The following is a 12,176-nucleotide window of genomic DNA, read 5'->3' on the forward strand; positions in this document are numbered from 1 at the left end:
TTCAGCCGACGGCTCTATGAGACCCATTTGAGTAACCGGATGACCCCCATGGCGGCTCCTCGGGAGTGGGCGGAGACTTCGCCGGCGCGGGATTCGATCTCTTTGCGCTTGGTCGAGTAGTAGCGGTAGGCCTTGACCATCATTTCCTGGTTGGAAACGGTGGGTGACCAGCCGAGGCGCTGGCGGATTCTTGTGGTGTCGAACTCGAAGTCTTCGGCGATCATGCGGTAGTGGTAGGGGCCGAGGGGGGAGACGCCTAGTTTGTGGGCGAGCTTCATGGCGGCGATGGTGGGGGCTTCGGGGAGTTGGGCTACGCGGGCTTTGGTGCCGGCGGCGTCGATGATGGCCTGGTAGACCTCGCGGAGGGTGGGGACGTTGGCGGCTCCGATGTGGAAGAGGTCGGAGCGGGTGTAGTTGGCGGAGGCGATGCAGGCGGTGGCGAGGTCCTGGGCGTCGATGAACTGGTAGCGGTTGCCTCCGTCGCCGACTACCCAGACCTTGTGGCCTTCGTCGATGAACTCGAAGAGAATGGCGAGGAGGCCGAGGCGGCCGGCTTCGATGATGGTGGGGCAGCGGATGGTGACGATGTTGAGGTCGTTCTCGAAGGGCTTGAGGGCTTCTTCGGCGGCCAGCTTGGAGCGGCCGTAGAGCTCGACGGGGGCGGGGATGTCGTCTTCGCGGACGGGGCGGCCTACGTTGTGGGCCCAGAGGCAGTTGGTGGAGATGAAGACGAAGGGTTTCACCGAATGCTTGCGGGCGGCTTCGGCGAGGATGTGGGTTCCGTCTACGTTCGAGGTCCAGAGGTCGTCGTCGGCGATCTTCTCGTGGGCGAGCATGGCGGCGCAGTGCATGACGGCGTCGAAGTGCTCGGTGGCGAAGAGGGTGTCGACGAGGGCGGTGTCGCGGATGTCGCCCTGGATGGATTTGAGGTTGGTGGCGGGTGGGTCGGGCTCGGCGACGAGGTCGAGGTTGACGACATCGTAGCCCTCGGTGAGGAGGCGACGCTTGAGGGCCCCGCCGAAGAATCCGGAGCCTCCGGTGACTAGGACTTTCTTCACGCAAACCTCTTGGGGGACTTTTGCCAGGACCAGGTTCGGGTGCGGTCCGCTGACTGGAAAAGATAGACGGACAGGATGCAGATGAGGGGTTCGAGCGGGTGGCGGAAGCGGGCTTGCACGGTGATGAAGTAGTAGAGGACGGGGTAGAGGGCGAAGGCCCAGAAGAAGAGCCACGCGCCGGGGATTCGGTTGCGGAGGGCGAGGGCGAGGCCGAGGAGGCTGCTGACGCTGAGGAAGCCGAAGTTCAGCTCGCGGATGACCTCGGTGGCGACGCTTTTTTCGATGGGATGGGGCACGCTGCTCCAGAAGAAGTAGACGCGCTGCAGGACGTGTCCGACGAAGCGCCTGGGGTTGGCGCGGATGATCTGGTTCGCGCGGAGGCCCTGCTGCTTGCTGTAGTTTACCTCGCCGAGTCGTGCGTAGCGCTGGAAGGCGGGGTCGCTCTCGTAGATGGGGACGGTAGCTCCCCAGGGGAAGCCTTGGTTCCAGGGCTCGACGGATTCGCAGAGCTCGGCGCCGAAGTTGGCGCGGAGGGGGACGAAGGCGTGGAGGGCGTAGGCGTTGCGGATGACCCACGGGGTCATGAGGGCGAGGCAGGCGAGGGCGGCGAGGGTGATGTCGCGAAGGGCGATGGGGATCCGGCGGGGGACGCGGAGGTTGTCCCAGGCCATCCAGAGGCAGAAGGCGGGAAGGGCGAGGAGGAGGGAGCTGTTGAGGAGGGAGATGATGCCCCATGCGGTTCCGAAGAGGATCCAGCTTTGGGGGCGGTTGGGATTGGAGGATTCGGGGTCGCCTATGCCGCGGACTTTGAGGGCGAGGAGGATGACCCAGGCGAAGAAGAAGGCGGTGATAGACATGTCCCAGATCCAGCGGACGGCGTATTGCATGGCGGCGGGATAGAGAGCCCAGAGCCAGCCGGACCAGAGGGCGATGCTTCGTCCACGTTCGTCGCGGCCGAAGGTGCGGATGGAGATTTTGTAGATGATGGGGGCGGTGGCGGCGGAGAAGATGCAGTTGACGGCGAGGATGGCCCAGGAAGAGAGGGCGGTGTAGACGCCGAATAGCTTGAAGGAGGCCGCGATGAGGAGGGGGTAGAGGGGTGGGCACCAGGCGGTGGGGCCGCTGTGTCCGGTGAAGGGGTCGGCGAAGCCGTAGCCGGTGGCGAGGGCTCGGGCGATGCGGCCCATCTCCCAGCCGAACTCGAAGTGGTCGTGGATGAGGCGCATGCGGTAGCCGTGCGCGAGGGTCATGTAGAGGAGGCGGATGAGGAAGCCGGTCCAGAACATGCGCGAGGGGAGGCGGGATTCGGCTCCGTCGCCGCGGAGGAAGGCGGCCAGGGCTTTGCCTCTCGATGGGGTTTCGTCCATTCCTCCAATTCTATTCGTGGCTTCACTCGTGACGCAGGGCTTGCATGGGTTCTACGCGGGAGGCGCGGACGGCTGGGACCCATCCGGCTACGAGGGCTACGGTGACGAGGAGAAGAGCGGAGCCGGCGAGGGAGAGCGGGTCGTTGGGTTGCAGGCCGTAGAGCATCGATTTGACGAGCTTGCCGAGGGCGATGGCTACCGCTAAACCGGCGACTACGCCGAGGAGGGAGAGCCAGCCGGCTTCGCGGAGGACCATGACGCGGACCTGGTTGCGACGGGCTCCGAGGGCGAGGCGGATGCCGATCTCGTTGGTGCGTTGGGAGACGCTGTAGGCCATGATGCCGTAGATGCCGACACAGGCGAGGGCAAGCGCGAGGATGCCGAAGCCTGAGGTGAGGGTGGCGAACATTCTCTCTTGCTGCATGGTGGCGTCGATCTGCTGCTGCTGGGTGCGGACGTTCATCATGGGTAGGTCGGGGTCGATGGCCTGGATGGCGGCGCGGAGGCTGGGGACGATGGCGTCCGGGTCCATCCGGGTGCGGACCATATAGACCATGCCGCCGACTACGGGTTGCTGGCGGTAGAGGTCGAAGTGAACGGGCGGCGGCTCGCGGCGAAGGCTGGAGTAGTGGAAGTCGGCGCAGATGCCGATGACCTCGATCCATCTCTCCTTGGGGCCCGTGTCTTTGCTGCGACGATGGCGGTCGAGAAGGAAGTGGCGGCCGATGGGGTTTACGTTCGGGAAGAACTTTTTTGCGAGGGCCTGGTTGATGACCGAGACCGGCTGCGAGGTCTCGGTGTCGCGGGATTCGAAGCCGCGCCCGGCGATCATCGGGATGCCCATGACAGGGATGTAGTTCTGGCTGACGTCGGCGAGGTTCGCGGTGTTGCTTTCGGTCGCGTGAGCGCTCAGATTTGCGTCGGCGCCCTCGGGGAAGAGGGTGGAGTTGGATCCGCTTTCAGAGATGAGAGGGATATCGGAGAGAACGACACCTTCGACTCCGGGGATAGTCGCGAGGCGATCCTCGATCTGGTTGTGAAGGGTAATGTCCTTCCCGGCGACGTAGCGGCGGTCGGGCGGGTTGATCTCGAAGAGGATGAGGTGGTCGGTGCGGAAGCCAGCATCGACGGAGTTGAGCTTGACGAGGGAGCGGAGGAAGAGGCCGGAGGCTACGACTAGGAGGGTGGATAAGGCTAGCTGGAAGGCGACGATGGCTCGTCCGCTCCAGCCTTTGCGGCGTTTTGTCGAGGTGTTGGCGGTGTCCTTGAGGCCTGCGCTCACGTTGGCGCGGGTGGCGGCCCAGGCGGGGAAGAGGCCGAAGAGCAGACCGGTGAGGATGGTGACGGAGGCGGTGAAGCCGAAGACGCGCCAGTCGAAGGGGACGTTGAGGTCGTTGCGCTCCCAGGCGTTGACGAGGAGTCTGGGGAGGGTGTTGCGGCCGAGGTAGCCGAGGATAAGGCCGCAGACGCCACCGAGGGCTGAGAGCATCAGGCTTTCGGTGATGACCTGGCGGAGGACGCGCCAGCGGCTGGCTCCGAGGGCGAGGCGTACGGTCATCTCGCGATGGCGAGCGGCGGCGCGGGCGAGCAGGAGGTTGGCGGTGTTGGCGCAAGCGAGGAGAAGGACGAGGCCGACCATGGTCAGGAGGACGTACATGGGTTTGGCGTAGCTGCGGCCGCTGGCGTTCATGCCCCTGCTTCCGTCTTCGAGCAGGATGTTGGGGATTTGGTCGCCCTTGGCGATGGTGACGGTGGCGCGGGCGGCGGCGTTAAAGGAGACGTCGAGGGCGGCCCGGGCCTGTTCGGCCGATGCACCGGGTTTGAGGCGACCCATCATCTGGACCCACCAGAGCCTGGTGCTGGTGAGTATCGGTCCGTTGTTCCCTACTTCGGGACGGAGGAGAGGCATTAACGACATCGGAAGGAAGACTTCGGGCGAGGACTGAACGGATTTCGCGCCGGTGAAGCCGCTGGCGTTGACGCCGATGATGGTGACGGGGTTCGAGTCGAGCGAGATGACCTTGCCGATGGCGTCCGGGGAGCGTCCATAGGCTCGCTCCCAGAAGCCTTCGCTGATGACGGCGACGCCGGCGGACCCGAGGATGTCGTCGGTGTCCTCGATGGGACGTCCGAGTTGCGGACGGGTGTCCATCTGGGCGTACATGTTGCCGGTGACGAACTCGACGGAGATGGGCTGGGCATTGCCGTCGACGGTGGCGTTGACGCGGCTCATGTCCTTGAAGGCGAAGATGTCTTCGAGAGCGCGGTTGTCGCGACGCATCTGCTCGTAGATGGGGAAGGTGAAGCTCTCACTCAGGATGCCGCCGGTTCCGTTGGGATACTGGCTTCCCCAGTTGCTGTGAGCGATGACGTTATGGCCGCCGCTCCAGGCTACAAGCTGCAACTGTTCGGGATGGGGAACGGCGAGGCGGGTGTAGAGCATCTCGTTGGCGAGGGAGAAGATGGTGGTGTTGGCCCCGATGGCGAGGGCAAGGGAGCCTACGGCGATGGCGGTGAAGCCGGGGCTCTTGCGGAGGATGCGGGCCCCGTAGACGATATCGGCGAGGAGCTCATCCCATAAGCGGAGGCCGAGGGAGTGGCGCATGCCGTCCTTGTGGGTGGCGATACCGCCGAACTCGAGGCGAGCCCGGCGGCGGGCTTCGGCTTCGGTGAGGCCGTGTTCGCGCATGAGGTCGGTGGCGCGGGCTTCGAGGTGAAAGGCGACTTCGGCGTTCATGTCGGCATCGATCCGGCGGGGGTTCGCGATAGAGCGGAGCCAGGATCTTGTTTTTGCTGCCAGCCTTCCGAGGGGTGTCATGGTTGCACCTGTATGGGGTAGCTCATTGGTTTGGTTGGAGACGCGAGGTGGTGCTACTCGTGGCGGAGGGCCTGCATAGGTTCGACACGGGAGGCTCGGATGGCGGGGACGAGGCCGGCGACGAGGGCGACCGCCAGCAGGAGGAGCGCGGAGGCGGTGAGGGAGAACGGGTCGTTTGGCTGAAGGCCATAGAGCATGGATTTGACGAGCTTGCCGAGGGCGAGCGCGACGGCTAACCCGGCGACGATGCCGAAGAGGGAGAGCCAGCCGGCCTCGCGGAGGACCATGACGCGGACCTGGCTGCGGCGGGCCCCGAGGGCAAGGCGGATTCCGATCTCGTTGGTGCGCTGGGAGACGGTATAGGCCATGATGCCGTAGATTCCGACGCAGGCGAGCGCGAGCGCGAGGACGCCGAAGCCGGAGGTGAGGGTTGCGAACATGCGCTCCTGCTGCATGGTGGCGTCGATCTGCTGCTTCTGAGTGCGGACGTCGATGAGGGGCAGGTTGGGGTCGATGCGCTGGACGGCGGCGCGGACGCTTTGCACGATGGCCTCGGGCTTCATGGGGGTGCGGATCATGTAGGTGACGCCGCCAACCTCTTTGTTCTGGCGGTAGAGGTCGAAGTGGATGGGGGGCGGGTCTCCCTTGAGCTCGGCGTAGTGGGTGTCGGCGCAGATACCGATGATGGTGAGCCAGAGACGTTCCTTGGGATCGCGGTCGTCGATGTAGAAGCGCTTGCCGATGGGGTCTTGGTTGGGGAAGAACTTTTTGACGAGGGCCTGGTTGACGAGAGCCACGCGGGGTGAGGTCTCGTTGTCCTGGGCGGTGAAGGAGCGTCCGGAGACGAGGGGGATGCCCATGACGGAGAGGAAGTCGGGGCCAACGGTGGCGAGCAGGGAGTTTGTGTCTTCGCCGCGCTGGTGGGCTGCCTTGGGAGTTCCCTCGACGAAGAAGGTTGAGTTCGCGCGGGAGTTGGCGATGAAGGGGATGTCGGAGAGGGTGACGCCTTCGACTCCGGGGACGGTGCGGAGGGTGTCTTCGAGACGCTCGTGGAGGGCTACATCCTTGGGGGCTTTGTATTGCTTTTCGGGAGGGTTGATGTCCATGAGGACGAGGTGATCGGTGCGGAAGCCGGGGTCGACGGCGTTGAGGTTGATGAGGGTGCGGAGGAATAAGCCCGCTCCGGCGACGAGAAGGGTGGAGAGGGCGACCTGGAACGCGACGATGGCGCTTCCCGAAAGGCCTTTGCGGCGGCGGGTGGCGGACTTGCCGCCTTCCTTGAGGGCGGTGCCGATCTCGGCGCGGGTGGATCCCCAGGCGGGTCCGATGCCGAAGAGGATTCCGGTCAGGAGGGTGACGGTGGCGGTGAAGGCGAAGACGCGTCCGTCAAAGGGAACCTGGACGGCGTTGGGCTCCCAGGCGCTGGCGAGGAGACGGGGCAGGGCGGTGCGGCTGAACCAGGAGAGCAGCAGGCCGACGGCTCCGCCCATGAGCGCGAGCATGAGGCTTTCGGTGAGGACCTGGCGAAGGATGCGGCTGCGATTTGCCCCGAGGGCGAGACGGACGCCCATCTCGCGCTGACGGACGGAGGCGCGGGCGAGCATGAGGTTCGCGATATTGGCGCAGGCGAGCAGTAGGACGAGGCCGACGAAGCCGAGCAGGACGTACATGGGTTGGGCGTACTGGCGGCCGGCGACGTTGAGGCCGCGGCTTCCGTCCTCGACGAGAATGTGGGGCATCGTGTCGTTCTTTTTGGGTGGGTCGGTAGCCCGGACGGCTGCGTGGAAGTTGACGTCGAGGGCGGCGCGGGCCTGCTCGATGGAGACTCCCGGTTTGGAGCGGGCCATCAGTTGGACCCACCAGAGGTCTTTGCTCTCGAGGAGGGAGTCGTGGGAGCCGAGCGTCCCTTTGACGACGGGGATCGTCGAGAGGGGCATGAAGATCTCGGGAGAGCTCTGGGCGTCGCGGGCACCGGTGAAGGAGCGCGGGTTGACGCCGATGACGGTGACGGGTGTGGTGTTGACGGCGATTACCTTGCCGACGGCGTCCGGGCGGCCTGCAAGGGCCCGCTGCCAGAAGCCGTAGCTGATGATGGCGACCGCGCCGGAGCCGGGAACGGCATCGTCGGTATTGACGATCTCGCGGCCGAGGATCGGGTGTACGCCCATCTGTTCATAGAGGTTGCCGGAGACCATTTCGAGCTGGACGGCCTGGGCGGCACCATCGACGGTGACGTTGGCGCGGATGCTCTCCTTGTAAGCAAAGATCTCGCCGAGGACTTTGTTCTCCTGCTTAAGCTGCTGGTAAACCGGGTAAGTGAACTCGTCGAAGCGCATCTCGCCGTTGGGGATGAAGTAGTTGCTTCCCCAACTGGAGTGGATGGAAACGTTCTTGTCGCCCGCGGCTGCGAGGACGCGGAGTTCTTCGGGGTGGGGAACACCGAGGCGGGCGTAGAGAAGCTCGTTGGCGAGGGAAAAGATGGTGGTGTTGGCTCCGATGGCGAGGGCGAGTGAGCCTACGGCGATGGCGGTGAAGCCGGGGCTCTTGCGGAGGATGCGGGCTCCGTAGACGACGTCGGCGAGGAGCTCGTCACCCCAGCGGAGTCCGAGGGAGCGGCGCATATCGTCCTTGTGGGTGGCGATGCCGCCGAATTCCAGGCGTGCCTGGCGATGGGCTTCGCGTTCGGTGAGGCCACGCTCGCGGATGAGATCGGCGGCGCGAGCTTCGAGGTGGAAGTTGAGTTCGGCTTCCATGTCGGTATCGAGGCGGTGCGGGCTGGTGACGGCGCGAAGCCAGGATTTAGCCTTGGCACGGAACCGCGTAAGGGCTGTGCTCATGACTGCGCCTCCTGCATGCGAAGAATGGCGGCGATAATGCCGGCCATCTGGTTCCAGCGCTCGGTTTCTGCGATGAGCTGTTTTCGGCCTGCGGGCGTGAGGGTGTAGTACTTGGCGCGGCGGTTGTTTTCGCTTTCGCCCCACTCGCTGGATATGGCTCCCTCGTGTTCGAGGCGGTAGAGCGCGGGGTAGAGGGAGCCCTGCTGGATGACGAGCTGCTCGCCGCTGATCTGCTGAATGCGAAGCAGAACTCCGTAGCCGTGCAGTTTGCCGAGGGAGACGGCCTTGAGGATGAGCATCTCGAGCGTTCCCTGGATGAGGTCGACCTGCCTTGCCATGCGACTCTCCTTGATCGTCTAGGAGAAGTGTCGCGTGGCTCTCCTAGTCCGTCAAGGAGAAAATTTTCCCGTGTCCTGAGACTGCCCGGACAGGTTGAGATGGGCCGAATGGGGGAGGACGATCACTGAATCTTTAGTTTTCGCCGCCGATAGAAGCTGCTGACGCTGTTCCCGGCTATTTTGCGGCGACGGCCGCGACTTTCTTTCACCGCCCTCGGGTCGTTTCGGAGTTCAAAGAAAATGTCGTTCACGATAGGCAAGAAGCTTTTTCTCGGTGTCGGTATTCTCGTCGCCTTCACGTTTGTGCAGGGGCTTACGGCCTTCTTCACGATGTCGAGCGTGGGCGATCGCATGCACACGGTCGTGCTGCGCACAGTAAGAAAGCAGACGCTGGCGCACGAGATGGATCGAGACGCTTCGGATCTGCTGGCGGAGACCCGCGGGATCGAGGTGCGTGGATTTGCCAAGGATAAGACGGCGATCGATAACTACTATCAGCAGTTCAACGCGACGGCGGACGATATGCAGGCGTCGCTGCGCGAGATCATGCCCCTGATCGCCAAGCCCGGGGACAAGCAGAGCCTCGGCGAGATGCAGGAGTCTCTGGGTGTCATGCGCGAAGCGGATCAGGCGGTATACAAGGCCGCGATGGCTGGCGACATGCCCGCAATGCTCGCTGTGTACAGCGATATGCTTTTGCCAGCGCAGAAGAGGCAGAAGGCGGCTGCGTCGCGTGTGTTGAAGTCGCAGGAACAGAACCTATCGAACGACTCGACCGCGGCCGAGGCTGCGATCGACGGCAACCGATGGACGACGGGGTTCCTGCTGATGATGTCGGGTGCGATGGGCGTGGTGCTGATCGTGGTGGTGAAAGGGATCAACCATTACCTGCGGGGAAGCGTGAGTGAGCTTGCGGAGGCGTCGGTGCAGATTGCCTCGGCGGCGGGTCAGGTGGCGTCTTCGAGCCAGTCGATGGCGCAGGGCGCGTCGGAGCAGGCTGCGACGATCGAAGAGACGTCGAGCGCGAGCGCGGAGATCAACTCGATGGCGAGGCGCACGACGGAGAGTTCGCGGACGACGGCCGAGATCGTGACGCATTCGCAGGAGAGCTTTCAGAAGACGAACGAGTCGCTTGCCGAGATGGTTGGGGCGATGGAGGGGATCAACGAGTCGAGCCAGAAGATCTCGAAGATCATGAAGGTGATCGATGAGATCGCGTTCCAGACGAACATTCTTGCGCTGAACGCCGCGGTCGAAGCGGCGCGGGCGGGTGAAGCAGGCATGGGATTCGCGGTGGTGGCGGATGAAGTTCGGAGCCTGGCGCAGCGGTGCGCGCAGGCGGCGAAGGATACGGCTGGGCTGATCGAGGACTCCATTCTGCGGTCGAGCGATGGACGGGCGAAGGTGGACCAGGTTGCCCTGGCGATCAGGGGGGTGACGGCCGAGGCTTCGAAGATCAAGGCACTGGTGGATGAGATCAACCTGGGAAGCGTGGAGCAGTCGCGGGGGATCGATCAGATCAGCCGGGCGATTATCCAGATGGAGCAGGTGACGCAGAGCGGGGCGGCAAACGCCGAGGAGAGCGCGGCGGCGGCTGAAGAACTCAACGCGCAGGCGGAGGCTATGCGGGATATCGTTGGGCGGCTGCGGGTGATGGTGGATGGGGCATCGTCTTCGCTTGCCATGGGTGGCGGGTATGCGGGGGCGTTCCGTCCGGCTATGGCTCGGTAAGGTTGCTTCGCGAGAACTTGCGACTGCAAGTGCAACAGAAGACGCAGATTCCCTTCGGGAATGACAACCGAAGAAGCAACGGCAAGAACGATGGCCGAGCGGGCTACTTTTCCGAACAGGCTACTTCTTGTAGACAGTTTCGATGGGTGGGGTGTTCTTCAGGGCTACGGCTTGCTGCTCGACGGCGTGCATGACGCGGAGAAGATTGCCGCCATAGATCTTCTTGATGTCTTCGGCGCTGTACCCCTTTTCAAGGAGAGCACGGGTTAGTGCTGGGAACTTGTCGTAGGAGTCGAGGTCGGATGGGACGCAACCCACGCCGTCGAAGTCGGTGCCGATGCCTACGTGGTCAATGCCGCCTACTTTTACGGCGTGGTCGATGTGGGCTACGACGTCGGCAAGGGTTGCGGGCGGGACCTTGGCTGCGGCATCGGCCTCAAGTTTCTCGATGGCGGCGTCGCGTTCGGTTGGGTCGGCGATCTTCATGGCTTCCATGAATTTGGGGCGGAGCTCGGCCATAAGGGGCTTGGCGGCTTCGTAGTAGCGCTCGGAGAGGAAGTCGCAGCCGAAGCTGATCTGGATGACTCCGCCCTTGGCGGCGAGCGCCTTGATCATGTCGTCGGTCATGTTGCGGGTATGGCTGGAGATAGCACGGCAGCTTGAGTGCGAGGCGATGATGGGGGCGCTGCTTGTTTCGAGGGCGTCGTAGAAGGTCTTGTCGGCGACGTGGGAGATGTCGACCATCATGCCGAGGCGGTTCATCTCGCGGACGACGTCCTTGCCGAAGGGGGTGAGGCCGTTGTGCTTCGGGACGTCCTTGTTGTCGACGTCGCCCTGGGAGTCGGCCCAGTTGTTGGTGTTGAAGTGCGTGAGGGTCATGTAGCGGATGCCGAGGGCGTAGTAGTCGCGCAGGAGGCGGAGCGAATCCTCGATGGCGTGGCCACCTTCGATGCCCATGAGGGCGGCGATCTTGTGTTCCTTGTGCGCCTTGATGATGTCGTCGGCGGTGGTGGCGAAGACGAAGTCGTTGGGATGGTTGTGGATGATGTCGGTGCGGACGGTGTCGATCATCTCGAGGGTGCGATTGGCGGAGTGGTTATCCTTGACGTACTCGGCCCCGACGTAGACGGCGAAGAACTCGGCTCCGAGGAAGCCCTTCATGCGGGGGAGATCGGTCTGGCCGCCCTTGTTGGGCTTGGCGATGTCGTAGCCGGTGACGGTCTTGGAGGTGACGTCGTCGTGGGTGTCGATGAGGATGGCGTCGCGGGTGATGCGGTCGACCTCGGCCTGGGTGACGGGCCTGGTGCGGGGGGTCTGGGCTTCAAGATGGGCGGCGAAGGGAAGGGCGAGGGCAGTCAAGACGGCGGCGGTGCGGAGTTTCTGGGACAAGTGTGACCTCTCGCGGCGCGGGGAGCCGCTTGCTTGGATTTTGGGGCCGGTGAGAGGTCAGTGTAACGCAGCGGTAATACCTGGGTGGGCTAGGCAGACTTGTCGTACTGGACTTCTTCAAGGAGCCCCTGGACGTGGGCGACAGCCTTGATGAGGCGTGCCTGCTTGGGGTCGGCGTGCTTGCCCTCGACACGGCCGTAGATATGCTCGATGCGTCCGACGCGATAGGCTCCCATGTGCGGTCCGCCGTGATAGCCCTCGCCTGAGCCGGGAAGAAGGACGATATCGCCGGGCTTGGGAAGGGTGTGAAGAGTTTCGAGAGGGACGAGGTTGACGGAGTGTCCGTCGTCGGTGATGAACTCGAGACAGTTCTTGCTGTAGACGAGCCCTTCGCGCGCCTGCTGGGCCTCGCGCCGCGCCTTCCATGCCTGGTAGTAGGTGGCGATGACGGTGGGAACGCCGAGGACAAAGGCGATCAGGCTGGTGTCGGTCGAGATTTCTCGAAGCGGGACCATTGAGGGCGTGTTCCTGAAAGGAGGAGGGAATCAGTTCGGCAGGGATGGCTCGATGCCCGGAACTGTACTGATAAGAATGCCACAAAAACAGGGCGCTCCGGATTCTTATTGTGGCGGCTCAAG

General features: G+C 63.9%; 8 protein-coding genes. 1 reads left to right on the forward strand and 7 read right to left on the reverse strand.

Annotation, left to right across the window (positions count from 1 at the left end; translation table 11 throughout):
* Nucleotides 1-14: 14 nt before the first annotated feature.
* From GRAN_RS09865 to GRAN_RS09885, 5 genes are read right to left on the reverse strand one after another with little or no spacing between them, the layout of a single operon-like run.
* Nucleotides 15-1,058, reverse strand: coding sequence for an NAD-dependent epimerase/dehydratase family protein (locus tag GRAN_RS09865; protein ID WP_128912704.1), 1,044 nt, complete (start codon nt 1,056-1,058; stop codon nt 15-17).
* Nucleotides 1,055-2,425 carry an ArnT family glycosyltransferase gene (locus GRAN_RS09870; RefSeq protein WP_241654442.1) on the reverse strand — a complete coding sequence of 457 codons (1,371 nt, stop codon included), beginning with the start codon at nt 2,423-2,425 and terminating at the stop codon, nt 1,055-1,057. The genes GRAN_RS09865 and GRAN_RS09870 overlap by 4 nt, the downstream gene beginning before the upstream one ends.
* Nucleotides 2,426-2,447: 22 nt before the next feature.
* Nucleotides 2,448-5,243 (reverse strand): ABC transporter permease, encoded by a 2,796-nt coding sequence (locus GRAN_RS09875; protein WP_128912705.1) that lies wholly within the window; start codon nt 5,241-5,243, stop codon nt 2,448-2,450.
* A 53-nt stretch (nt 5,244-5,296) separates the two neighbouring features.
* The gene (locus tag GRAN_RS09880) at nt 5,297-8,080 is read right to left on the reverse strand and encodes an ABC transporter permease (RefSeq protein ID WP_128912706.1); all 2,784 of its coding nucleotides are present in this window, start codon (nt 8,078-8,080) and stop codon (nt 5,297-5,299) included.
* The gene (locus tag GRAN_RS09885; RefSeq protein ID WP_128912707.1) at nt 8,077-8,418 is read right to left on the reverse strand and encodes a PadR family transcriptional regulator; all 342 of its coding nucleotides are present in this window, start codon (nt 8,416-8,418) and stop codon (nt 8,077-8,079) included. The genes GRAN_RS09880 and GRAN_RS09885 overlap by 4 nt, the downstream gene beginning before the upstream one ends.
* Nucleotides 8,419-8,658: 240 nt before the next feature.
* Between GRAN_RS09885 and GRAN_RS09890 the strand changes: the two genes are divergently transcribed.
* The gene (locus GRAN_RS09890) at nt 8,659-10,149 is read left to right on the forward strand and encodes a methyl-accepting chemotaxis protein (protein ID WP_128912708.1); all 1,491 of its coding nucleotides are present in this window, start codon (nt 8,659-8,661) and stop codon (nt 10,147-10,149) included.
* 120 nt (nt 10,150-10,269) lie between these two features.
* Here the strand turns inward: GRAN_RS09890 and GRAN_RS09895 are convergent, their stop codons facing one another.
* Together GRAN_RS09895 and GRAN_RS09900 are read right to left on the reverse strand one after the other, a co-directional pair.
* Nucleotides 10,270-11,538, reverse strand: a complete 1,269-nt coding sequence (locus tag GRAN_RS09895; RefSeq protein WP_241654443.1) for a dipeptidase — start codon at nt 11,536-11,538, stop codon at nt 10,270-10,272.
* A gap of 89 nt (nt 11,539-11,627) precedes the next feature.
* Nucleotides 11,628-12,053, reverse strand: coding sequence for a hypothetical protein (locus GRAN_RS09900; RefSeq protein ID WP_128912709.1), 426 nt, complete (start codon nt 12,051-12,053; stop codon nt 11,628-11,630).
* Nucleotides 12,054-12,176: the final 123 nt, after the last annotated feature.

This window comes from Granulicella sibirica (assembly GCF_004115155.1).
GTDB classification, from domain to species: domain Bacteria; phylum Acidobacteriota; class Terriglobia; order Terriglobales; family Acidobacteriaceae; genus Edaphobacter; species Edaphobacter sibiricus.

Bases quoted from the DNA above. Each gene is read 5' to 3' on its own strand.
- GRAN_RS09870 (WP_241654442.1), bottom strand. From the start codon at position 2,425: ATGGACGAAACCCCATCGAGAGGCAAAGCCCTGGCCGCCTTCCTCCGC.
- GRAN_RS09875 (WP_128912705.1), bottom strand. From the start codon at position 5,243: ATGACACCCCTCGGAAGGCTGGCAGCAAAAACAAGATCCTGGCTCCGC.
- GRAN_RS09880 (WP_128912706.1), bottom strand. From the start codon at position 8,080: ATGAGCACAGCCCTTACGCGGTTCCGTGCCAAGGCTAAATCCTGGCTT.
- GRAN_RS09885 (WP_128912707.1), bottom strand. From the start codon at position 8,418: ATGGCAAGGCAGGTCGACCTCATCCAGGGAACGCTCGAGATGCTCATC.
- GRAN_RS09890 (WP_128912708.1), top strand. From the start codon at position 8,659: ATGTCGTTCACGATAGGCAAGAAGCTTTTTCTCGGTGTCGGTATTCTC.
- GRAN_RS09900 (WP_128912709.1), bottom strand. From the start codon at position 12,053: ATGGTCCCGCTTCGAGAAATCTCGACCGACACCAGCCTGATCGCCTTT.